This window comes from Cetobacterium sp. ZOR0034 (assembly GCF_000799075.1).
Classification (GTDB): Bacteria; Fusobacteriota; Fusobacteriia; order Fusobacteriales; family Fusobacteriaceae; genus Cetobacterium_A.
Window position 1 is genome coordinate 56951 of sequence record NZ_JTLI01000008.1, and the last position, 23928, is coordinate 80878.

General features: G+C 34.4%; 30 protein-coding genes. All 30 read left to right on the forward strand.

Annotated elements, in window-relative coordinates; translation table 11 throughout:
- Nucleotides 1-16 precede the first annotated feature (16 nt).
- The 30 genes from L992_RS13435 (at nt 17) to L992_RS03205 (ending at nt 23720) form a co-directional block, all read left to right on the forward strand.
- Complete coding sequence (locus L992_RS13435; RefSeq protein ID WP_156110635.1) at nt 17-154, forward strand: hypothetical protein; 138 nt, start codon at nt 17-19, stop codon at nt 152-154.
- On the forward strand, nt 117-347 hold the full coding sequence (locus L992_RS13440) for a hypothetical protein (RefSeq protein ID WP_156110636.1): 231 nt from the start codon (nt 117-119) through the stop codon (nt 345-347). The genes L992_RS13435 and L992_RS13440 overlap by 38 nt, the downstream gene beginning before the upstream one ends.
- 551 nt (nt 348-898) lie before the next feature.
- Nucleotides 899-1444 carry an N-acetylmuramoyl-L-alanine amidase gene (locus tag L992_RS13085; RefSeq protein ID WP_052193889.1) on the forward strand — a complete coding sequence of 182 codons (546 nt, stop codon included), beginning with the start codon at nt 899-901 and terminating at the stop codon, nt 1442-1444.
- Nucleotides 1445-1588: 144 nt separating this feature from the next.
- Nucleotides 1589-2710, forward strand: a complete 1122-nt coding sequence (locus tag L992_RS03075) for a hypothetical protein (RefSeq protein ID WP_047394333.1) — start codon at nt 1589-1591, stop codon at nt 2708-2710.
- A 181-nt stretch (nt 2711-2891) separates the two neighbouring features.
- Nucleotides 2892-3458, forward strand: a complete 567-nt coding sequence (locus tag L992_RS03080) for a hypothetical protein (protein WP_047394335.1) — start codon at nt 2892-2894, stop codon at nt 3456-3458.
- Nucleotides 3459-3574: 116 nt separating this feature from the next.
- On the forward strand, nt 3575-4030 hold the full coding sequence (locus tag L992_RS03085) for a hypothetical protein (protein ID WP_047394337.1): 456 nt from the start codon (nt 3575-3577) through the stop codon (nt 4028-4030).
- Entirely contained in the window at nt 4023-5861 is a 1839-nt protein-coding gene (locus L992_RS03090; RefSeq protein WP_052193890.1) for a phage terminase large subunit family protein, read from the forward strand. The genes L992_RS03085 and L992_RS03090 overlap by 8 nt, the downstream gene beginning before the upstream one ends.
- The gene (locus tag L992_RS03095) at nt 5854-6078 is read left to right on the forward strand and encodes a DUF6148 family protein (protein ID WP_047394340.1); all 225 of its coding nucleotides are present in this window, start codon (nt 5854-5856) and stop codon (nt 6076-6078) included. Before L992_RS03090 ends, L992_RS03095 begins: the two co-directional genes overlap by 8 nt.
- 11 nt (nt 6079-6089) lie before the next feature.
- Nucleotides 6090-7565, forward strand: coding sequence for a phage portal protein (locus L992_RS03100; RefSeq protein WP_047394341.1), 1476 nt, complete (start codon nt 6090-6092; stop codon nt 7563-7565).
- Entirely contained in the window at nt 7549-8586 is a 1038-nt protein-coding gene (locus L992_RS13090; RefSeq protein WP_052193891.1) for a head maturation protease, ClpP-related, read from the forward strand. The genes L992_RS03100 and L992_RS13090 overlap by 17 nt, the downstream gene beginning before the upstream one ends.
- Nucleotides 8587-8600: 14 nt before the next feature.
- Nucleotides 8601-8936 carry a hypothetical protein gene (locus L992_RS03110; protein WP_047394342.1) on the forward strand — a complete coding sequence of 112 codons (336 nt, stop codon included), beginning with the start codon at nt 8601-8603 and terminating at the stop codon, nt 8934-8936.
- Between the two features lie 21 nt (nt 8937-8957).
- Nucleotides 8958-9968 carry a major capsid protein gene (locus L992_RS03115; protein ID WP_047394345.1) on the forward strand — a complete coding sequence of 337 codons (1011 nt, stop codon included), beginning with the start codon at nt 8958-8960 and terminating at the stop codon, nt 9966-9968.
- A gap of 10 nt (nt 9969-9978) precedes the next feature.
- The gene (locus L992_RS03120; protein ID WP_047394349.1) at nt 9979-10260 is read left to right on the forward strand and encodes a hypothetical protein; all 282 of its coding nucleotides are present in this window, start codon (nt 9979-9981) and stop codon (nt 10258-10260) included.
- Nucleotides 10247-10570 (forward strand): hypothetical protein, encoded by a 324-nt coding sequence (locus L992_RS03125; RefSeq protein ID WP_047394352.1) that lies wholly within the window; start codon nt 10247-10249, stop codon nt 10568-10570. Before L992_RS03120 ends, L992_RS03125 begins: the two co-directional genes overlap by 14 nt.
- 36 nt (nt 10571-10606) lie before the next feature.
- Nucleotides 10607-11176: a phage tail protein gene (locus tag L992_RS03130; protein ID WP_047394354.1), complete on the forward strand. Its 570-nt coding sequence runs from the start codon at nt 10607-10609 to the stop codon at nt 11174-11176.
- Entirely contained in the window at nt 11173-11619 is a 447-nt protein-coding gene (locus L992_RS03135) for a hypothetical protein (protein WP_047394357.1), read from the forward strand. The genes L992_RS03130 and L992_RS03135 overlap by 4 nt, the downstream gene beginning before the upstream one ends.
- 1 nt (nt 11620) lies before the next feature.
- Nucleotides 11621-11920 (forward strand): hypothetical protein, encoded by a 300-nt coding sequence (locus L992_RS03140; RefSeq protein ID WP_047394360.1) that lies wholly within the window; start codon nt 11621-11623, stop codon nt 11918-11920.
- Nucleotides 11920-13374, forward strand: coding sequence for a phage tail protein (locus L992_RS03145; protein ID WP_047394362.1), 1455 nt, complete (start codon nt 11920-11922; stop codon nt 13372-13374). Before L992_RS03140 ends, L992_RS03145 begins: the two co-directional genes overlap by 1 nt.
- Before the next feature lie 11 nt (nt 13375-13385).
- Nucleotides 13386-13910: a phage major tail tube protein gene (locus tag L992_RS03150; RefSeq protein WP_047394363.1), complete on the forward strand. Its 525-nt coding sequence runs from the start codon at nt 13386-13388 to the stop codon at nt 13908-13910.
- A 15-nt stretch (nt 13911-13925) separates the two neighbouring features.
- Nucleotides 13926-14249, forward strand: coding sequence for a hypothetical protein (locus L992_RS03155; protein WP_047394366.1), 324 nt, complete (start codon nt 13926-13928; stop codon nt 14247-14249).
- A gap of 174 nt (nt 14250-14423) precedes the next feature.
- Entirely contained in the window at nt 14424-17450 is a 3027-nt protein-coding gene (locus tag L992_RS03160) for a phage tail tape measure protein (RefSeq protein WP_047394369.1), read from the forward strand.
- Nucleotides 17440-17649 carry a tail protein X gene (locus L992_RS03165; RefSeq protein ID WP_047394371.1) on the forward strand — a complete coding sequence of 70 codons (210 nt, stop codon included), beginning with the start codon at nt 17440-17442 and terminating at the stop codon, nt 17647-17649. The genes L992_RS03160 and L992_RS03165 overlap by 11 nt, the downstream gene beginning before the upstream one ends.
- Nucleotides 17621-18691: a phage late control D family protein gene (locus tag L992_RS03170; protein WP_047394373.1), complete on the forward strand. Its 1071-nt coding sequence runs from the start codon at nt 17621-17623 to the stop codon at nt 18689-18691. Before L992_RS03165 ends, L992_RS03170 begins: the two co-directional genes overlap by 29 nt.
- The gene (locus tag L992_RS03175; RefSeq protein ID WP_047394376.1) at nt 18691-19224 is read left to right on the forward strand and encodes a hypothetical protein; all 534 of its coding nucleotides are present in this window, start codon (nt 18691-18693) and stop codon (nt 19222-19224) included. Before L992_RS03170 ends, L992_RS03175 begins: the two co-directional genes overlap by 1 nt.
- Nucleotides 19221-19607: a phage tail protein gene (locus tag L992_RS03180; RefSeq protein ID WP_047394379.1), complete on the forward strand. Its 387-nt coding sequence runs from the start codon at nt 19221-19223 to the stop codon at nt 19605-19607. Before L992_RS03175 ends, L992_RS03180 begins: the two co-directional genes overlap by 4 nt.
- A complete protein-coding gene (locus L992_RS03185) occupies nt 19607-19927 on the forward strand; it encodes a hypothetical protein (protein ID WP_052193892.1) in 321 nt (106 codons plus the stop codon). The genes L992_RS03180 and L992_RS03185 overlap by 1 nt, the downstream gene beginning before the upstream one ends.
- Entirely contained in the window at nt 19920-21023 is a 1104-nt protein-coding gene (locus L992_RS03190) for a baseplate J/gp47 family protein (protein ID WP_047394382.1), read from the forward strand. The genes L992_RS03185 and L992_RS03190 overlap by 8 nt, the downstream gene beginning before the upstream one ends.
- Complete coding sequence (locus L992_RS03195; protein WP_052193893.1) at nt 21016-21570, forward strand: phage tail protein I; 555 nt, start codon at nt 21016-21018, stop codon at nt 21568-21570. The genes L992_RS03190 and L992_RS03195 overlap by 8 nt, the downstream gene beginning before the upstream one ends.
- A complete protein-coding gene (locus L992_RS03200) occupies nt 21570-22538 on the forward strand; it encodes a hypothetical protein (RefSeq protein WP_047394385.1) in 969 nt (322 codons plus the stop codon). The genes L992_RS03195 and L992_RS03200 overlap by 1 nt, the downstream gene beginning before the upstream one ends.
- 9 nt (nt 22539-22547) lie before the next feature.
- Nucleotides 22548-23720, forward strand: coding sequence for a hypothetical protein (locus L992_RS03205; RefSeq protein WP_047394388.1), 1173 nt, complete (start codon nt 22548-22550; stop codon nt 23718-23720).
- Nucleotides 23721-23928: the final 208 nt, after the last annotated feature.

The following is a 23928-nucleotide window of genomic DNA, read 5'->3' on the forward strand; positions in this document are numbered from 1 at the left end:
GTTTCGAGGGGATAAAATGATTATAGTTGTAAGTGATAATGATTTGAAAAAATTTGAAGAGAAGTTAGTGGAAACAAATAGCGAATACAACGTTGCAGATGTGGATGTAGATAATTATGGCGGGATATATATTGCTAGATTCACAGTTGGCTAGTGGGAAAAAGGGGTGCTTCAAAATTAATAGTAAAATTAAAAATACGTATGTTTGTAAAAAGTGTAAGATGTTTATAGCTGAAAAAAAGGATGATGGGTACATCCATTACAACACAAAATGCAGATTTGCAAGTAATGGTATAGATATAAAAATAACTTGTAAATGTGGAGAAGTTCATATGATTAAAAGATAAATTAATAGAAAAAAATAGATAAAAATGTTATTATAAGTATGCAGATAGGAGGTGACTCGATTTGAGTATCTTAAAAAGCATACTAGAAATAGTTGTTTTAGTCCTAACAATCTTTAAACTGATTAGAGATTTAAGGAAGTAGAGTCGCAGGGAGGAAACTCCCAGCTTCCTATCTTGTAAAAAAATGGAGGTATCTTATGGAAAATATATTAAATAATATCAAAACTATTTTGATTTTTATTCTGGGAGCAGTAGTGATATATTCTATTTATAAGAAAAAAAAGTAGACCCCTTTGCAGAATTTAGGAGGGCCTACTTGATTTGAGTATCTTAACTGATAAAATGATTATAATATTCTTTTGCCAAAAAGTCAATACAAATAGAAGATTCTAAAAAAATATTGACATATGATTTTTTATGTATTATACTCATGACAAATATACGGATTAATTCCGAGGAAATTTAATATGATAGGATGACTTTATGAGTCGGGGCTTGGGTGACCAAGTTCTCGGCTCTTTTATTTTTTGTAAAAATATTTGGAGGTGTTTATGAAAAGAGTAGTTTTACTTGCAGGACATAACTTCCAAGACCAAGGATGTCAGGTTAAATTAGATGGAGCGGTTATAACAGAGTTCAATTTAACAACTTGGTTAGTTGCTGAAGTTTTTAAAAAAGAAAGATTAATGAATGTGGATTTAGTTGCTAAAGCAAGAAATAATTATAGAGACTTAGTTAGTGAGGTCAACAGCTTAAATGCAGATATATTAATTAGTTGCCATTTTAATGCAGCTAATGGAGTGGCTCAAGGAACAGAGGTGTTACACTCTAGCAAAAGTACAAAGGGTAAAAAATTAGCTGGAATAGCTCAGGATATTTTAGTTAAAAATTTAAAACTTAGAGATAGAGGTTTAAAGTCTACCTCTCCAGATATGAGAGGAGGATCTATACTAAATAAAACTAAGCCAGTAGCCATACTGATAGAACCGTTCTTCTTAGATTCAGTAAAGACGATGTCGGAATTGGTGGATTATATGGATAAAACAGCAGCATCTGTTATAGAGCTTTTAGAATATTTGGAAAAGAATGAGTTATAAATAAAATAATTAGGTTGAACCAATGTGTAAACCACAGGTAGGTTCGGGATAGGGGACGGCAAACGAGGACTTCGTGTCCTCTTCATTAGAGGTTATCATACGCCCCCCGCATGGTAGCTTCTAATGAGGAGGTGTATTTATGACGTGATAGGTTTAGATAGAGCAAGAGTAAGCATAAAGCGAATTAATATCACTCCAGAACAGTTGAAGTTCAATATATTACAAAAATTCAGCATAAGAGGAGATATAAAAACATCCAACGGTGAAAAGATTTATATTGGAGACCAAGATGGAATAAAAAAAGCTTTTAAGTTTATAAATTTCATTAAAATTGGCATTAATAATCAATTATGTTCTGTTGAGATAGAGTTTAATTATACTAAATATTATCGAAATACAAACTTCGATTTGATGAAAACTCAGAAAGAAAAAGAAAATGTAGATTTGAATATATTGATAATTTTATCTGAAATAACTGAAGTGGATATATCAAAGATGACTTACGAATACTCTTTCCTTGAAGTTGCTGAGCAGATGGAAGTAAAAAGATTTTCAGACTATACGAATGTGATGTATTTAATCTATAAAGCTTTACATCTAAATAAAGATTTTAAAAAATCAGGCAAAGTTTTTTATGATTACTCATTAGTTTTAGATAGATTTTTTACAACGGGTTTTGTTTTTTCTTTTAAAGATGGACTGACTTTTGAAACTTATAATAAAAGTTTAGAAAATAATAAAAAAAGTATAGATGAACTCGATAAAGTAAATAAATCATCTTTGAAAAATGAGTTTAAGTTTACAAAAACGACTTTAAAAAATATATTTGGGTCTTCAGGAGTTGAAACTTTAAACTTAAATGCTATAAGAGAACAAATATCAGAAAGCGTGGGATTGTGCATAAAAAATGCAGTGATTGAACAATTGAAGAAAAATCAACTCGAAATAGAAAAAAGATTGGATGCTTTAGATAGTTTAACACCTAGAAATATCCAGTTATTTGTAACAGAGAATAATGAATGGATACTAGATTACGATTGGTTTAACTGCATCTTAAAAAATAAACTATCAAATAAAAAATCAGAACGAATGGTTAGAATTTGTCAAAAAACAGCACGGGATAAACTTGTTGCTTTAGAGAAATCGAATAGCCCCAAAAGAAGTAATACAAAAAATATAAAGAGATTAGAACAGTATTTAAGAGTTCTTTTTGGAATAAAACTTGAAATAAAATTAACAAAAAATGGAGAAATCCAAGTTTTTTAATGTCAAAAAGTGCAATAAAAGTTGCCGTTTTTGGGGGTGTCGATTTTTGAAAATTCCAATGTTTTCAAGGTTTTATGATGTGTTTCTCGCACGTAATAATAAGAGAGCTACTTTCCTTTAAAAGTTTTAGTTTATTTTAGGTTATTTTATCCCTAGCATTATTTAAAAAAATTAGGAGGTGATGGAGATAGCTTTAACAGAAAAAAAGATTATGATAATCGAAGAGTATTTAAGAAATCCAAAGGATAAAACTTCAGCAGTCAAAGAGATAGATCCATCTATAAAAAATCCTAGTGCTTATGCTTGGAAGTTGTTTAATGAATTAGAAGTAAAAGAATATCTTTTAACTAGAAGACTAGAGCTTTTGAAAGAGAGTGCCATAACAACAAAGGAGCTAGTAAGGGGAGTTAGCACAGGACTAAGGCAAAGCTTAGGTCTCCAAGAGAGAGTAATATTCTCTTTTACAAAAGAAGGTATAGAATATTCGGACAGTGGAATACATCCAGATTCAGGAGATGCCAAGAACTACTATTCAATACTTGAGAGAATATTAGGAAGTGAAATATCTGGAGCTTTAGCACAGAAGGATTTACAGGAAGAACGTAAATTACTTTTAAAGAGCAAAGATACAGATACTAAGACGACTGTTGGTAAAGAGAATTTAAGATTGAAGAACGAGAAGCTAAGGAAAGAGTTGTTAGAAGATGAACTAAAGGGCGGCGAGGGCAATGTAGAACTAGATTATTAAACGGGTCCTCCCGGGAGAAAATAGAAGGCTTTGCGGGGGACCGAGAGGCCTGGGAGTTTTGCCGTTTCAGAATTTTTCTAGGGCTCGTGCCAAATTATTTTTGGAGGTTATATGCGATGGCTATTACAGCAACGGAAAATCAATTAACAAGATTACTTCAGATTTCAGATAGAACAATTAGAGAAAATTATAAAACTGCAAAAATCTCTCCGGGTAAATATGACTTGATAAAAGCTATAGAGATATTTGTTTCTAGTGTTAAGGTTGCGAATGATAGGAGTGAGTTAGTGGAGAGTGAGAAGCGATATAAGCTTTCTCAAGTGGCTTTAAATGATGCAAAATTGAAAATAATTGAAAAAGAATATATATCTGTGGATGAAGCGGTAGAATCAGTCTCAACTATGCTCTTCAATTTCAAATCAAAAATTATGTCGCTACCTAAGAAAATAATGTTGGATTTAAAAAAGAGCAAATCAGCAGGAGAGCAGGAAAAAATAATTGAAAAACATCTGAAACATGCAATAGGAGAATTGAAGGGCTACTTGGAAATAAAGGAGAAAAAGGATGAATAGAAGAGAAATGTTTTTTAAAGCCATATCTCACGCTTTGAAAATGCCTCCAGACTTATCTTTGACAGAATGGAGTGACAAGAATCGAAAATTATCGAAAGAGTCGTCAGCCGAGCATGGAGATTGGGTAACTTCAAGAACACCATATATGCTAGAAATATATGATAGCGTTATGAAAGCACGTGTAAGGAAGGTTGTTTTACAGTTCGGATCACAATTGGCAAAGACAGAGTTTATATTGAATAGCTTTGGTTGGTATGCTAATTTAGATCCTTGTCCCATGATGGTTGTTCAACCGACGGATAGATTAGCTTCTGAGTTTTCAAAAGAAAGAGTAGCTCCTATGATACGTGATTGTGAAGTTCTCAGGGAACTGATAAAAGATTCTAGTAAAAAGAACAGCGGAAACACAGTAACACACAAGATGTTTCCTGGTGGGTTTTTGGCCTTTAAGGGCGCGAATTCTCCTGCTGGATTAGCTTCTAAGCCAGTTAAAGTTTTGTTCATGGATGAGGTGGACAGATACCCTAAATCATCTGGAGACGAGGGGTCACCAATTACACTTGCAGAAAAAAGGGTGCAGACTTATGACGATCACAAAATTATAATAACTGGAACTCCGACTATAAAAGGGCAGTCTGAGATAGAAACAGAATATGAAAAAGGCTCTATGGCTAGATATTTTGTAGCTTGTCCAATATGCGGAGATGATAATGAGTTGTTGTTTGATAATCTAAGTTGGGATTTAAATGAGAATGATATTTTGAAAGTTGATAAAGTTGAAATGATTTGCGAACATTGTGGATGTGGAGCAGATGAAGAGTCTTGGAAAGATGAAAAGGGGCGATGGATTCATGAGTATCCTGAAAGAACAACCCTTTCATATAAGTTATCAGCTTTAGCAAGCGTAATGAGGGATTGGAAAAGTATTGTGGAAGAATATTTATCAAAAAAAGATAACGAACAAGAATTAATATCGTTTGTAAATACAGTTTTAGGAGAATCCTACGAACAAACACTTGGAGAGATATTGGACCATGAGATTCTAATGCAGAGACGTGAAACTTATGAAGCTGAGGTTCCAGAAGGAGTATTGTTATTAACAGCTGGTGTCGACGTACAAGATGGCTGGTTAGCAATAGAAGTTGTTGGGCATGGAATGGATAACGAAACTTGGGGTATTCAATATAAGATATTATCTGGCAATTTAGAAAAATCAGAGATTTGGGAAGAACTAGACGAGTTTTTATCTAAAAAATTTTATTATGAAGATGGCACAGGTATCAATATTTATTCTACATGTATAGATACTGGAGGACATCATACAGAAGCAGTTTATGATTTTGTAAAACCTCGTGAAACCCACAGAAGAATATTTGGAATCAAAGGTTTAGGCGGAGAAAATGTACCGATTATAAATGGATTTAGATTAACAAAAAATAAAAAAATAAATCTGTTGTCGTTAGGTGTTAACGCATTAAAAGATATGACTATGGGTAGATTAAAAATTTCTGAACCAGGACCTGGATATTGTCACTACCCGCTTGATCCGATATTAAAATATGATGAGAGGTATTTTAAGGCTCTAACTGCAGAAACTAAAACGGTTAATAAAAAGAACTGGAAAGTCACATGGACACAAGTTAGAAAAAGAAATGAAGCACTCGATTGTAGAAACTACGCTTTAGCTGCTAAAGAGATATTTACGAAGTTGGATATGAACAAGTTGGCCAAGTTGAGAAGAGAGCAATTAGGAGAGATTTTCGAGTATAAAATCTCACAGAAGAAAAAGCATAAAATAAAAATAGAGGGAGGTGTAAATAAGTATGACTAGTCCTATAACTCGAGAAATAGCAAAAGAAAAGCTCGAGAAGTATTTAGCCGCCGAGGAAAAGGTTTTGGCTGCACAAGAATACACTTTAGAAGGGAGAAGAGTAACTAGAGCTGATTTGCCCGAGATTAGAAAAGGTATAGAATTTTGGGAAAAAAAATATGAGGGAAAAAATAAAACTAGAATTAAAAGCTATAGAGTTCAAATTAAGAATGATTAAGGAGGAGAAGTGTGTTTAATTTTTTTAAAAATAAAGTAGCAACAAAACAACGGCTACCTCCACCGGTGAAAGAAGTTAAAATTCTGAACTATGCACAAGGTGCCGCTTCTCCAATAAAAAATATATACAAAAAAACAAGAGATGAAATTAACACAGCGGATGAAGATATTGGAGAATCAAAAGACTTGCTAATGGCTAGATCATCATATTTATATATGAACAATGCTATAGGAGCTGCAGCGATAAAAAAAATTAGAACAAATGTCATAGGAAGAGGTTTGAGAGTGAAACCTTCAATAGCGAATGAAATTTTAGGTTTGAAACAAGAGGATGTAGATAGAATTCATAAGGAAATAAGCATATTATGGGAAATGTTTACAGATGAATGCGATATAGAGAATTTTTCAAATTTTTATCAAATACAATCACTTGTTCTCATAAATCAACTTGTGTATGGTGAAACATTTGTACTTTTGCCTCTGAAAAAAAGAGAGGGACAATTATTCGATTTAAAGATAAAGCTTGTGGATTCAACTAGATGTCAAAATCCTAGTGGAGCAAGCGATAGAATAAAAAATGGTGTTGAAATATCAGAAGATGGAGAGATAATTGGGTATCATTTCACCAAGTCAAATACATCATCTGAAACAGTTAGAGTTGAACCTCGAGGTAAACAATCAGGGAGAAGAAATGTATTGTGTGTAATGGAGAAAGAAAGAATAGGGCAAAGAAGAGGAGTGCCGATTTTAGCTCCTGTTATAGAGCTACTATACCAGTTGTCTGAATATACAGCTACAGAAATCACTTCTGCCTCAGTCGCAGCACTATTTTCAGTATTTATAAAAAACGCTTCGGAAGATACATTTACACCAGAAGGTCAAGACCCGCTAGATAACGTTGAGACTGATAAAGAAAATGATAAGGATTATATAGTGAAAATGGGTTATGGAACAATTAATGAACTTCCGCCAGGGAAGGATATTGTTCTAGCGGCTCCAAATAGGAATGGAGCTGGTTTTGAAGAATTTGTGAAAACTCTTCTTAGGCAGCTTGGAGCAGCACTAGAGATTCCTTATGAAATTCTGTTAACACATTTTACGGCGAGTTATTCAGCTTCCAGAGCAGCACTGCTTGAAGTATGGAAAATGTATTCTATGAGACGTAGTTGGCTTGTATCTGACTTTTGCAAACCTATTTATGAGGAATTTCTAGATGAATGTGTAGCTAAAGGAATGCTTAAGCTACCTGGTTATGAAAATATTTTATATAGAAAGTGTTATCAAAAGGCAGAATGGTATGGACCTGTTCAAGGTCAATTAAATCCAGTTCAAGAAGTTAATGCTGCGGTGACAAAAGTTAAAGTTGGGATTTCAACTTTAGAAAGAGAAACTAGAGAGTTGAATGGCGGAGATTTCGAAGCCAATAATATGCAAAGACATATCGAAAGTGAAAAGAGAGGTGAGTTAAAAAATGAGTCAAGCATTTAGTCTTTATAAAACCGGCGAAAAGAAAGCTACGATATTGCTGTATGGAGTTATAGGTGAAACGTTCTCGGAAGAGGGGGTTTCGGAAAAAGTATTAGCGGAAGAGCTCTTAGAATATGGAGAAATAGATGAATTAACAATTAGAATTAATTCTCCAGGAGGATTGGTTAGTGCTGGTATTGCAATATATAACACGCTTAAAAATCATAAAGCTAAAAAAATTGTAGAAATAGATGGGATATGTGGCTCGATAGCTACGGTTATAGCAATGTGTGGAGAGAAAAGAGTTATGAACTCAGCAACAATGTTCTATGTTCATAATCCTCTCACGATGGCTTTTGGTGGAGTTAAAGAGTTGGAAAAATCAATAGAACGTTTAAATCAAATAAAAAATGATGTAGTGCAAATTTATAGCGATGTAACAAAACTGGATAAAGCAGAACTAGAAAAATTGATGGACGAAGAGCCATATTTAACTCCGGAACAAGCTTTAGAAAAAGGATTTATAACAGAGGTTAACAAAACATCTAACAACGGCAACACAAATATGAAAATGCTAACTCATATGCAAGATTATTTAAACTATGTAAAAATAAAAAATAAAGATACGGAGGAATTTATGACAAAAGAACAACTTAAATCTCAACACCCAGATGTTTATAATCAAATATTTGGAGAGGGAGAAACGCAAGGTCAAGCAAAAGAAAGAGAGAGAATTAAAAAATTAGATGAATTCTCAAATAATGCAGTGGTTATAAATATCGAAAATGCACCTGCACTTATAGAAAATGCTAAGTATGTAAACTTTAAAAGTTTAGAAGAAGTATCTGCAGATATTTTATTGAACGGAAAAATGAAAGTGCAGTCTCAAGATGTAAACATTGCGAATCAAGGTGGAGTAGATCCCCTTAATTTAGGGGCAAGAGCACAAGATGCTTTAAATCTAGGTGGAATACAAGGTTCTACTCAGCTTTCAGATGATGAGAAAATGGCTAAATTTTTAAAAGATTTTAACGAAGCGTAAGGAGGATGTAAAACATGTTGAAAACGGTAATAAAAACAAAAGAACTTGTGGTTGGAAATGATATTACTCCAGCGGTATACAGATTACCTGCAGAAGTTGGAATTTATGAAGCAGGAACAATTGTTGAATTTGATTCAATGGCAAAAAAAATGAAAAAAGCAACAACAGCAGCAAATATGTTTGGAATTGTCGCAGACGATTCGGAAGTTAACCTAAAAAATAATGAGTTAGTTGTTTATGTTAAGGGGAGATTTGACTTCAAAGAATGTGTTTGTCCAGAAGTAGATGGCGAAACAATTCTAGATTATATTGTTAGAGGAAAAGAAACAGGAATATTTTTTGCTGAATAAATTAAAAAAATAGGAGGAAAAATGGATCAAAAAACACTAATATTAGCACTTAAACAAGTAAAAGCACCGGTGATGTTTTTATATGATTTATTAATAGGAGCAGAAAAACCAGAAAAAACAGAAAAATTCGAAATTCAAACTAAATCAGCTTCTAGGTTAAGAGTTCCATTAGTTGGAAGAAGAGAAAATGGGAAATTAGTTAGAAATGAAGCATTCGAACAAGCTTTATACAAACCAGGGATGATTAAACCTTATAAACCGATTACAGAAGAAAGTTTATTAGCTCAAAAATTCGGAGAGACTGAGTATGGAACAACAGCTTCGTACACAAATGTTCAACTGAAAGGGCTAAAGGAAGATATAAGAGAATTAAAGGAAATAGGGCTAAGAACTAAAATTTGGATGTTAGCAAAATTGTTAACAACAGGGACTCTTCCGACTGATAAAGCTGAGGGTATATCATATGGAGAATTTAATGAAGTTATAATGAGCACGGGAGAGAAGTGGTCTGACCCAGATGCTCCTATCGTTCCTCAACTGAGAGAAAGACAGCTGAAAATTCAGCAAGATACAGGAATTGTAACAGATCATCTAATTATAACACCAGATGTGGTTGGACATTTCTTAGCTAATAACGGAATAAAAGAAGCTATGAAAAGTACAACGGGTCACTCTTTTGTGTTTGACCCTGATAAAGTTGATGATAGTGTAGCTTACATCGGATTTATTCCTGAATTAAATCTAAGAATATTTTCTTATATGGATTGGAGCCAAGTTGAAGGTGAAGCGGAGGAAGCTTTATTACCAACAGGGACAGCTTTAATGGTAAAGAAAAAGAGTTTCAGAACTCATTATGGAGCGATTCCAGTAAGAGCAAAAGTTGGGACTGGAAAGACGCTTATTGTAGCTACGGAATATGTAAAAGTTCAGTACGGAACTAAAGATGAGGAAGATGACGAATTGAGATATTATTCATCACCTTTAATAATACCGAATGACGCTCAAGGTTGGGCAATGATGAGAGTTTTATAAGGAGGTAACCGTGAAAAAGGTAAAAGTTTTAAAACAGGTATTTTATAAAGGGGATGTTTATAAGAAAAACTCTGAATTAATTTTAGAAAAAGATGAAGCTATACGGTTAGAAATTCTTGGAGCTATTGAAGTGTTGGAAGAATTGGGAAACAACGAAAACAATAGCACCGATAAAAATATAAGTAACAATAAAGTTGAAGAAATCACAGAAGGTATAGAAGAAGTTGTAAAAAATAATAAAGGGAGTAGAGGTAAAGGGAAAGGCAGAGGTAAAGAAATTGAAACTGAATAAGCTGTTTGAGGAAGATGTGGATATATTTATGGATTCTGATGAGATGATGGAAGAATTAGAAATTGATGAAATCAAAATAAACGGGATTCTAATAATGGAATCCCAAATGTCAGCAAAGGGAAAAATTTCTAAAGAGGGATTGACAAAAACTGATGGAAACTCTTTATTTTTAAGATACGATGAAAAAATATATAATAGATACAAGCCACATAGGTCTATGGAGGTTAATGGTGTTGAATATCTAATTACAAATAGAGGTGTAGAGTTTGGCATGATGAAATTCAAACTTGAGGAAATTGAAGGATATTAAGTTTTTAATTTCGAACGCGTTCGAAATGGAGGTTTTATGGTTGAAGTATCGGGAAATAATTTGATGGAAGCTGCAAAAATGTTGGGCGGAATAAAAAATGGCATGGAAAGAGTTGCAGCAAGAGCCATTAACCACACTACAGCAAAAGCTAAAAATCATATCAAAAAGCAAGTAACAAAAGGGTATCATATCAAAAATCAAGATGTAGAGAAAACTTTGGATATAAAAAAAGCTACATGGAACAATCCCTTTGCGTCGATAACTTCAAGGTCTCCAGTGTTGCCATTAGGAAAATTCAAAATAGCAGCAAGTGGCACAGAATTAAAAGTTGCAGTAAGTAAACTTGAAGGTTACACAGTAAGAAAAAAAGCTTTTATTTCAAGTGTTAAAGACTTTGGGAAAAATCCAAGTGGCATGAAAAGTATCAGAATTTTCAAAAGAAAAGGAAAAGCAAGGTTACCGATACAGCTCCAATATGGAGCCTCGGTTCCTGGCATGATTGGAAATCAAAACATAACTAAAGAGCTGGATGAATTTATTAGTAAAAATCTAGAAGTTAGATTAAGCCGCGAGGTTGAATATATGTTGGGTAGGTATAAAAGATGAATATAGGGACTTTAGAAAATGCTTTAAAAATATTTATTGAAGAAAAAACAAAAGATTTAAAATTTCCAACAAAGGATAAGCATGAAGGCGAGAGACCTGCAAAGATATTTAGTGGATTTTTACCACCAAATACAGCAACAGATGAGATACCGGCTGTAGCTATAAGGTTTAACAAGGGCTCGGATGCACCAGAAGAAAGATATTTATACTTTGATTTTTATTTTGCAATCTACAACAAAAATCCAACTGATGGATATAAAGGGTTGGTGTTGTTAGTGGAGAGGGTTATAAATGAAATAACTAAGCAAAAAATAATTGGGGATTACTTTGCATATGAAGATATTGCAGAGTTTGTGGTAGATGATGAACAACCATATCCTTATTGGGTAGCTAATGCAAGAATGAAATTTAGTTCACCTAGAGTGGATTATACAGGAGGATGAGATGGCGAAGAGAAAAACGTCAGAAGAGGTTGAAGTTTCAGAAAAAGTAGAAGAAAAAAAAGTAGAAGCTGAAGCTTTCGTGTATGTAGGGCCCACATTATTCAACGAAGGATTGAATAATGGAACTGTATTTGCAGGAGAGTTCGATAATAGATTGAATGCTCTTGTGGAGAAATATGGAATAAGTTGTTTGTTTGTTCCTGTAAGTAAGTTGGGCTTAGCGAAACAGTTGATTAAAAAAAATGGAACTATAGAAAATATTGTTTTTAAAAAAACATTAAATAAATTAGGAGGCAAGTAATGAATCACGGAATAAGAACTCAAGAGAATCCAACTTCGGTTATAGCTTCCGTTACATCTGGAGTAACTCCGGTGTATGTTGGAACAGCTCCAGTAAATATGTGTGAAAAGCACAATGTGAATGAACCTATATTATGTTATTCATATGCTGAGGCTGTAAAAAACTTTGGTGCAAGTACTGACTTTGAGAAGTTCACTCTATGTGAAGCTATAGACGCACACTTCAGTAAATTTGGAATGGCCCCGATTGTAATGATAAACGTGTTAGACCCGAAGACGCATAAGAAAACCATTACAGATGAAAAAGTAAAAAGATTAAATGGAGTGTATAAAATCACCAACTTAGGAGTCTTGCCAGATACAGTCGAGGTAACAGGTTATAACGATCTAATAAAAGAGTTTGATGATGAAGGATACATGTTAATAACTCCAGTAGTGGAGGTTAAAAGTACAGAGTTTGGAGTTGAGGTTCATGGAAGAGCAGTTAAAACTATTGATTTGCCAGGAGAGATAACTGTTAGTTATGACATGTTGGATACAACACTTGTGACTCCTGCAAATATAATTGGTGGAATAGAGGTTGGGACAGGGAAGAAAAAAGGATTGGAATTAATATCTTCTGTATTCCCGAAGTATAGGCTTGTACCAACTTTAATTTTAGCACCGAAGTTTTCAACAGATTCAGCAGTAGCTGCGGTGATGGAGACTAAAGCAAGTTTAATAAATGGATGTTTCAAAGGGTTTGCACTTGTAGATATAGACACAGATGCGGTAAAAACATATACGGATGCTCCAGCTGAAAAAACATCAAACAATCTAATATCAACGTTTATGAGTGTGAATTATCCAAAGGTTGCACTAGGCGATAGCCAATATCATTTAAGTACTCAAATAGCTTGTATAATTCAAAAGTTATCTTTTGAGAATGACGACATTCCATATAAATCACCTTCGAACAAATCTTTAAAAGCTGACAAAGCTTGTTTGAAGACTGGAGAGGCAGTACTACTTGGAGTTGACGAAGCTAATTACTTAAACGGAAATGGAATAACGACAGCTCTAAACTTCATCGGCGGATGGAATAGCTGGGGAAATAGAACGGGTTGTTATCCAGATGTGACAGACCCAAAAGACTCGTTTATATCTACAAGAATGATGTTTAACTGGGTTGGGAACTCGTTGGTTCAAACATACTGGCAAAAGATAGATGATCCTGCGAATAAAGTGTTGGTTCAAACGATAATAGATAGTGCGAATATCTGGTTGAACGGCTTGACAAATAAAGGTGTTTTATTAGGAGCGAGGGTAGAGTTTAGAGACGAAGACAATCCTTCTACAGACCTTATGGATGGGAAGATGGTGTTTAGAATATACTTTACTCCTCCATCACCTGGCGAGGATATACTGTTTATGCAAGAGTTAGATGTAAGTTACTTCAGCACACTATTCGGATAGGAGGATGAAAAATGGCAAATGTACCAGAAAAAATAATAAACTTTCAGTGCTTCGTGGATGGAAGCACTGTATTAGCAGGAATGGTTGATGCAACCCTTCCTGACATCCAGTTCATGACAGAGAGTATCGAGGGGGCTGGAATAGCCGGGGTTATAGAGTCGATAACTCTGGGGCACACCGACGCAATGTCAATGAGTTTGAATTTTAGAACTCAAACGGACCAAAATTTGAGCTTTACAGCACCTAAATGCTACGCCTTAGAACTTAGAGGAGCACTTCAAGAAACTGATCCTTCTACAAAGCAGATAGCTGTAGTTCCTGTTACGATAGCTGTTAGAGCATGGCCTAAAAAGGTTGGGTTGGGTAAAATGGCTGTAGCTAAAACAACAGATACAAATAACGAGTTTACTGTTGACTTTATAAAAGTTACAAGAAAAGGAAAAACTCATATAGAGATAGATAAATTAAATATGAAACATATAGTTGATGGAACTGACTATCTAGCAGAAGTTAGAGCAGCTATGGGTAAAAATTAAAAGGAGTTGAAATCAATGTTAAAACTAGCTACTCCAATAACGATTGGGGAAAAAACAATTACAGAGTTAGATATTACCGAAAGTAAATTTACTGCCGGAGTTATAATTGATGCAGAAAAAGAGTTTCTTGTCACTGGTGGAATATTTCCAACGGGACAATTAGAAGAATCGAAAGCGTTCTTACTTTATGTTGCAGCGAAAATGACTGAATATAACTATAACGATTTTAGAGATAAACTTTCTGGAAAGGACTTTTTAGCAATAACATCAAGAGTGAGGGGTTTTTTCTCAGGTTCTGCGGTAGAGGATCTAATATCAAAAATCTTAGAGAAACAATAATAATTTTAGCAAAAGAGGGAAATAGTAGTATTTCAGAGTGGTTGAAAATGCCGATATATAACCTCGTTGAGTGGATAGATCCTATTATAGAAGTTGCAAAAAAAATAAATAAATAGAGTGGTGTAGTATTTAGCTACTCAGGCAAACTGGGTAGCTTTTTATTTGGAGGTTTTTATGAAAAAAATGGCAATATCTTTTGGGATTGGAGCAACGATAGGAGCTGGATTTTCAACTGCATTTTCAAAAGCTAGCGACAATTTACAAACTTTAAATAAGCATTTAAGTTCATTAGAGGCACAGCAAAGTGAAACTCAAGTGGCGATGGAAAGATTGAATAGAAGTGTAGACCCTAAAAAGTATGCTGAATGGGGCGAAGAGTTAAAGAAAACAGAGGCTGAGATTCAGCTCACTAAAAATAAGATGTCTCAATTGGAAGAGGTAATGAAGTCAAATTCAGAGACGATAGCAACTTTGAATAAGCAACATGCAATGTCAAAGAGTGAGATTAAGTCGTTAAATAGTGCATATGAAGAAAAAAAGAAAAAGCATAATGATTTAAAAGAATCTTTATCAAATGAAGCTAACCAAATCAATAAAACAAAAGATAGACTAAAAGAACTAGGAAACGAAATAAAGAATACCTCTGACCCTACAGGAGAACTGAGAAAAGAGCAAGCTTTATTGACAGAATCTTTAAAGAAAAATCAAGAGAGATATAAGCAGAATAGAAAAGAGTTAAAAGACTCCAGCGAAGCTTTGAAGAAAGAAAAAGAAGCTCTCACAAATTCACGTGCTGAAAATAAAAAGTTAGAGCAACAAATTGGTAACACGATAAAAGAGAATAAAAAATTATCAACAGAGCATAAAAAATTAGAAAACGGATTGAAAAAGGTTGAAGAAAATTATAAAAAAAATAGTGAAGCTCATAAAAAAGCTAAAGATAACATGTCAAAAGAAGCTAAAGAGTTAGAGGAGCTAGAGAAAAGATATAAAAGTTTAACAAGTGAGATAGATAGAGCTAAAAAAGCTAGAGACTTATACTCAAAGTCAGAAAGATTGCAAGAGCGTTCACAGAAACTTTCATCGGCTGGAACAAAATCAATTGCAACTGGAACAGCTGGCGTTGGAGTTGTCAGTTTGATGGCAAATGAAGGAATTAAGCAACAAGCTGCATTTTCAGGAGTTAAAAGGATGTTTAACTTTGAAAATGAGGAAGATGAAGAGGCGTTCAAAGCAAGGTTAGAAAATTTAATCAGAGAAAAGAAAATGGCTGTAGATATTGAGGAGCTTTTTGTAGGGGCAGCTTCTGTTGGACAAGCTGGAATAACAGATAAAGATGAAGCTATGAAAATAGTTGAACTCGGTGTTAAAGGTGGAATAGCTATGGATATGGCTAGAGACGAAGCTATAAGTAATTTTGTAGCTCTAAAAAAAATATTCAAGCTATCTTATTCAGAGCTAGAGCAGTTTGCGGATCAGTTGAATTATTTAGGTAATACAACTGGAGCAGGAGCAGCTGAACTGATTGATTTTGCAAAAAGGCTTGGAGCAACAGGGACTAAAGCTGGAATGTCAAAATCAGTTACATCTGCAATTGGAGCAACAATAATGGATATGGGTATTGACTCTGATAAAGCTGCAACAGGGATGAAGAATATAATAACATCTTTTACAAAAGGCGAGTATGCAACGGACAAACAAAAAGATATATTATACAGAATGGGGTTGACTCCAAAAGGCTTGGCTAAAAATATGCAAAAAGATGGAGAAGGGACACTTGTTAATTTTTTTGAAAGATTAGGAAATATAAAGGAAAGTGACGTTCAACTTTCGATATTGCAAGAGTTCTTTGGTAAAGAATCAATAACAAGTGTTTCTAATATAGCTACATCTCTGGATAATCTAAAAAATAACTTAGGTAAAGTCAAGGGTGACCAAGCAAAAGGGTCGGTAGATGAAGAGTACGATACAGGTGCAGAGACGATTGAAAACAAAATGAAAAACTTAATAGCTAACTTTAAACTATCTGCAGGAAGAGCAAGTGAAGCTATATTTCCAGAGCTAGAAAAATTAATTATAAATATAAATAGACTTATGGATGGCATATATGAGTTCCAAAAAGCAAATCCAAAAACATTCAGCACACTATTCAAAGTGTTTACGTATGGTTCTGTTTCACTGATAGCTTTAGGGGCAGCTTTAAAGGTTGTTGCTCTAGGAATATCTGCTTATGCTACTTATACCAAGATAGCTGGATTTGCAACTGAAAAGGCTTTCGGAACAAAGATTCTAAGTGGAATCGGCAAGGTTGCAGGTGGGTTTAAAAGTTTAGGAAATACTGTTATCGGAGGTATAGGAAAAATTGTCGGCGGAGCAAAACTTGCAGGTGGTTATATGCTTACTGGGTTAAGTAAAATAGGTGCAGGATTTAAAATAGTAGGAGGTGCTACAGCATCGGGATTAAAAATTGCTGGAGCTGCAATAGCAAAATTTGGTATAGCTCTTTTAGCTAATCCGATAACTTGGTATATCGCAGCTATAGTTGCATTGATAGGAGCTGGATATGCTCTGTATAAAAACTGGGACAAAATAAAAGCTAAAGGTGCTGAGCTATGGCAATCTGTAATCGAGTATTGTCAGCCAGTTATGGAACTTTGGGACACTATAAAAGGTAAAGCATCAGATGTTTTTGAAAGTTGGGTAGATAAAGCTCATCTCTTTAAAGATGGATTAAAAGAGGCACTTGACGGAGTATTTGGATGGATGACTGAAAAGTTTCAAAAGTTGATTGATTTAAAAGAGAAAGCTTTTAGTTTTTTCTCTGATAAAGCTGAAGCAGGAAAATCTTTTTTAAAAAATATACCTGGGTTTGCAGAAGGTGTATTTGTATCAGCTCCAACACTTGCTATGGTTGGAGAAGGAGCTTATTCAGAAACTATAATACCTCACGATAATAGTGAAAGAAGTTTTGGATTGTGGCAAAAAACTGGAGAGTTAATAGGAGCATTTGATAAAAAAGGAGATACAAGCAACTCTTACTCTGATTCTATCAATTACACTTATGCACCAGTTATTTATGCAAATGATTCAAAAGGAGTTGCAGAGGTATTAAAAAAAGATAGAGAAATTAGTGCTAGAGAGTTTGAGAAAAGGTATGAAGAGATGAAAAAAGCTAAAAAAAGGAGAGGGAATGGCAGATAAAGTTTATACAACAGTTTTCGGAGATACATTTGACATAATCGCTTATAAAGTTTATTCAGATAGCAAAGCTGTGAGTAAAATAATAGAAGCGAATACAGAATATTCTGGAACTTTTATTTTTGAAGCTGGAGTAAAACTTTTGATTCCAGCTAGCGAAGAGGTGATTGAGAATGGAAATATTGCACCTTGGAGGCGTTGAGCAGTATGCTAGGCGTAGTAAATTAATAATTATATATGAAGGTCAAGATATAACTTCTGAAATAACAGAATCAATATTAGGATGCTCATATAGAGATTCTATCAATGAGTTTGACACGATAGAATTGACTCTTGAGGACCGTAAAGGTCTTTGGATGGGTTCGTGGGCTCCGCTAAAAGGCGATAAACTACAAGTGAAATTTCAAATGATTGATTGGAAAAAAACAGGAATTATCGAGCATAATTTAGGCGATTTCTATATTGATGATATTGGATATAATGGTCCGCCTCAAGTCGTTACTTTGAGAGGAGTCAGTGTAGATATAGCATCTAATATAATGGATTCTAGAGAGTATAAAAGCTGGGAAGATGTAACTCTTGAAGAGATAGCTAAAGATATATCTGAAAAATGTGGAATAGAAGTTGAATGTGATTTCGATTTTAACAGAACATATAAAAGAGTTGAGCAGAAATTAGAAAGTGATTACACTTTACTAAAAAGGTTGTGTCGAGAGGCGGGTGTAACGGTAAAACTTTATAGCAATAGATTGATATTGTTTGAAGAGTCGGAGTATGAAAAACGAGATCCTCAGATAAGCTTATCTAAATTAGATTGCAAAGACTATAGTTTTAACATCCAAGATGCAGACACTTATAGTTCTTGCAAAATATCATACTATGATTATATTCTCGATGAAAACATAGAGCACACTTTTAAAACTAAAAATAGAGTAGGATATAAAAAAAATACTCAAAGAGTTTTATTTCTAAATTATGATGCAGCTGTTCCAGGGGAAACTTTACAACAAAAAAAAGAATATTTGCTTAAAGTTGCTGAAAAGGAGTTGCGTGAAAAAAATAAATCAGAAACTTTAGGAAGTGTAACTTTGATGGGAACAGAAACACAACTGAGTGCCTCAGATGTTATATCTTTGCATAGTTTTGGAAGGTTTGATGGGAGTTACATTATAACGGATATAACAACTGAGTTTGCTCAATATGAACAAACTCTAACTATAAGAAGATGTTTGGAGGGATATTAATGTGGCGAGCTGGTAAAGTTTCTATTTTGAATCATGATAAGGGCTCTGTGAGGTGTGTTTTTCCTGATACAGGTGAACAGTCCGGAGAATTAGTTGTAGTGATGGGCAGAACAACAGGTAGAATGGACTACTCGATGCCAGAGCTAGAAGAAGTTGGTGTTTGTTTGTTGGATAAAAATGGAGCTGGGTATTATATAGGTAGTGGCTATACTAAAGCATTTCCAAAACCAGACGAAGGCATAGAAGATAAAGAAGTAGCAAAATTCAAAGACGGGAGCTTAATTGAATTCGATGCTAAAAATTCAACATTTAGAATATATAGTAAAAATAAAATTATTATAGAGGCTGAAAATGAAATTCTATTGAAATCAAATTTAATAAAAATAGAAGGGCCACAAGAGAATACAGATACCATAACAGCTAAAGGAATAATCAAATCTTTAGAAGATGTGATAGCTCAAGCAATATCGTTGATTAAACACATCCATGGAGGAGTTCAAGGTGGACCAAGTGATACAGGAGTACCGAAATGATAGTTGGAGCTTTAGGAAAAACCGTGTTTGTAGTTAGTTCTGAATATGTTAAGACAATAAATGACCTAGCTGTTTCAAGAGGTGTAGAGTATGCGAGTCATCAAATAATAAAAAATAAAGCTAAACTAGAATATTTAAATCCACGATTGAGTGATCTAACATTTAAAATCATTCTTAGTGCAACTTTTAGAGTGAATCCTCTTGGTGCGGCAAAAGAATTAGAAGGATACATGACTAAAGGCGAAGTGTTGAGATTTGTTTTAGGAATGCAAAGCAAGGGTAAATTTGTTATTACCGATTTGAAAGAAATTCATAAAAAGTTTTCGCCAATTGGAACTGTTATGTTTATGGAATTGGAAGTCACGTTGAAGGAGTATAACTAATGATAGAGATAAACTTCGATATTTCATCTACTAGAAATTACAAATTTAAAAAAACCAGAAGTGAAGAAATAGTTCAAAATATTGAAAATATTTTATCACGAGTAAAAGGAAATGTGCCGTTGAATAGAGGTAAAGGGATTGATTCGGAGTTAATTGATGAAAATACGGATTATATAAAAACTGTGTTGGCATCTATCGTAATGGATGAAATAGAACGCGATGAAACTAGATTCAAAGTAGATAGTATCAGTTACGATACTAGTAGCGAGAGTGATGGAAAAATGATTGTGATTGTAAGGGGTGAAATAATAGATGAGTGATTTTAAGTTTGTTGATTATGACCCTGCAGTAATTAGAAATGAGCTTGAAAAAGCTTATATAAATATATTTGGAAGCAAGATTGAGCAAGGAGACCCAATGTCAGACTTTCTTGATTATATAACATTTATATTTTGCTTAGTGTTATCAAAAATTGACAACAGTGGAAAAATGAATCTTTTGAGATTTTCAAAAGCTGAATATTTAGAAGCTATCGCCGAGAATGTTGGAGAGGCTAGAGAAGATGCAAAAGGAGCTATAACAACGATTAGATATACATTCTCGAAATCGTTCGATGGAGTTGTTGTTATACCAAAACGCCACAAAACAGAAGCGTTTGGATTGTATTTTGAAACGATGAACGATTCCGAGCTGAGAATCGGGCAAAAAGAAATAGATATAGAGTGCCAGTGCTCAACAAAGGGTATTTCTGGGAACGGGATTGGAATTGGAGAAATTGTCAATATAGTAGATCCTATTGCTTATTTGCAAAAAGTTTCAAACTTAACCGAAACGGCTGGCGGTGTAGATGTGGAATCGGACGATAGTTTGAGAGAAAAAACTAGAACAAATCCCGCCTCTAAAAGCGTTGCAGGTCCGGAGGCGGCATATATCTATCATACCAAAAATGCCCATCATGGAATTGTTGATGTACATATAGATACTATTAAAGGGACTGGAATTGTTAAAGTGTATCCTCTTCTTGAAGATGGAGTGATTCCATCTCAGGAAGTTCTCAATATTGTTGGTTCTGCATTGAATGCAAAAGAAGTCAGGCCTTTAACTGATTATGTTGAGCCGACAAAGCCTGGTGCGGTTAGTTATAACATTGATTTAACATATTATATAGTTGACGACAGCTCTATAAATGAAGTTGAAATTAGGGCTGCAATAGAAACTTCAGTAGAGAATTATATAAAGTGGCAATGCGAAAAACTGGGTAGAGATATAAACCCTGATAGACTAACAGCTTTAATTATCGCAGCAGGAGCTAAAAGGGTTGACATAGTATCACCTGTTCGTGTGAGTTTAAGCAAGACACAGGTTGCTAGTCTAGGGTCTAAAAACATTAAGTATGGAGGTAAGGAGATTGAATAAAAGTGATGTGGTTTTCTTGCTTCCAGAAAACTTAAAGAAATATAAAAATTTGAATGCTGTTACCGTTGCATTTTCTGAAGTTTTAGAAAAAATAGAACCTGCAATAGAAACTTTGAATACCTATAAAGATATGGAGAAGTTAAATGATTCTATTCTAGATGAATTAGCATGGCAACATTATGTAGAGTTCTACAATCCAAATCTTACACAAGAGAAAAAAATAGACATGATAAAAAAATCATATAAACATCATGTTAGAAAAGGAACCGCTGGAGCAGTAGAATCTGCGATAAAGACAATCGTTGGAGATGCAGAAGTTCTAGAGTGGTTTCATTATAATGGAGAGCCATTTACATTTAGAATTCTTTCTAGAAGTAAAGTTCCAGCTAACGGAGATATAACAGAATTAGTTAAATTAGCTAATGCTTTTAAAAATGCAAGGTCAACATTAGATGGGATAATATTTATTCAAAAAGACCACTCTTCTCTCAACACGTATGGTGTAGTTCATACGTATGGTAGGACAATAAACAGGGAGGTGAAATAGTGGAAACAGGTGGAATAGTTATAACGAATAGCGGATTAAAGCTTTTAAATGATGCTATTGTTGCAGGAAAGGCTTTGCAGTTTACAACTATGAAAATAGGAACTGGAGAGCTTATAACAATAGAAACAGCTAAGACTTTAACAAAATTGATAAACACATATATGGACATCGGAATTACTACAGTCACTAAAACTGAAAGTGGTGAAACTAATATCAGAGGAGCTTTTACAAATGAGGATTTCAAAACCTCTGTAAATATTCGTGAAGTGGGATTATTTGCAAAGATAGATGGAGTTTCAGAAACTCTATTTGCTTATGTAAATGATGGAACAGGAGAGATATATCCTCCAGGATCTTCAGGAAATATCGTAGAAAAAGCAAGAGACTTTATAATTGGAATCACAGATAATGTAACAGTGACAGTGGTTCTAGATAAAAAGAAAATCTATGTAACTATCTATGATTTAGAGGATGCTATTAATGCTCATATGCACGATGATTACAAAAGGCTCATAGGTTCTAGATACAAAGGAACATATCAGAATGGAGAATATCTTTTAGGAGATGTTTATTTCAAAGATGAAATAATATCTATAGGAGCAGAAGTTCCAGACAATTCTAGCCCAGGGCTTCAAAATTTTGTGGAAAAAACTTCAGAAAGAAGTTTAAAAACACTGAATGGAGATGTGGAATCACCTTTCTATCTAAACATGCCACACTCAGCTCCAGTTGCTGGAGTAGAGCTAGAAAGTGGAGTTAGAATAGCTAGTGAAAACTACACAGTTGGATTTAGCATTCATAAAGATATTAGAATAGTTACTGTAGAAGTTCAAAACTCTGCGGATCCTGCTCTAATATCTAGCATGATAGAGGATATAAATTCTAGTCCAAAGTTAATAGAAGTAGAAAGTTTATATACACCAATTCACGATACAACAGAAGCAAATCCAAGCGGATTTGTATATTAAGGAGGAATAATGGCAATAATAGATTTAACAGTACCAACTAAGGCACATCTGCCTCATTTGAATCAAACTTACTCATCAAATTTTGACTCTGTTTACCCTTGGAAAGATATGGGTAGATGGGTTGCAGATACAACAACTGGAGCTTTAAAGTACAAGCTTCACAAAACTGACTCATCTAAGAAGACAGATGGCAGTGCTGCCAATCTAACTGGAACAGATGGAGACGTAATGGTTAAGATACCAGCTTACGCTTATAGAGTTACATATAGTTCAACTGGAAAGCCACGATATGAAGTAGATACCACTGTTCCTGATAAATACGGAAGTAACATAAGAGCAGGATTTAAGGTTCATCCTTATTTCAAGAATCCAGATGGCTCAGTTGCACCTTATAGAACAATGGGGGCATTCCCTGGTTATGTTGATGCAAATAATCAAATGAGAAGTATAGCTGGAGTTATACCTACAAGGTCTATAACACAAGCGGCTGCACTTGATAAATCTAGACAAGGTAGAAATACTAGATTTAGTATAGATTGCAAATATGGAATAGCAGCAGTAACACTTCTGTTCTTAGTTGAGTTCCAATCTCTTAATTCTCAAGATGTTGCGGGAAGAGGAAAAGTAGACTATGATTATCAAACTGTGGTTGATAATGGATATGTTGAACTAACGACAGGAGACACAATAGCTCTAGGAGATAGAACTGGTTATTTAGAAGTTAGAGGAGAGACTAATGGTAAAACTTCAATGTCATACAGAGGTATTGAAGATTATTACGGTGGTATTTGGAGACATGTGACAGGATTCTATGTTACTGATGAAGGGTATCATCACACTGGAGATTACACAAAGTTTGGAACAATTGGTTCATATACGTTGACTAAGGCTAATCCGCTTATGGGTGTTGAGGATGGTAAAGAGGTATCTGGATATGTTACAGGGATGGAGAGAATATCTGCTTTAGATTTTGATTTCCTGCCTAACGCAATCGGCGGAGCTGCCTCTACGTACTATTGCGACAATTTCTGGTCGCACCGTAAAGGGCAAACCAATATCGCCCTGTTCGGTGGTTCTTGGTATTATGGCTCGGCTTGTGGCGTGTTCTGCTGGGCTTGGACTCATGTCGCTTCGAGTGCGCATGTGTATCTCGGTGCTCGGCTTGTGTTCCGTCCTGAGTAGCAGCGGCAGCAGCGGTTTTATTTTTTCAAAGTACCACTCTAGACTCCTAAAAGTCTAGAGTGGTATAAAATAGGTTTTTAAAATTGTGGGAGACCTACACATTATGACAATAGAAAAATATTAAATATTCGCCCTGTTCGGTGGTCATTGGAATAATGGCTCGAATTGTGGCGTGTTCTACTGGAATTGGAATAATGTCGCTTCGAAT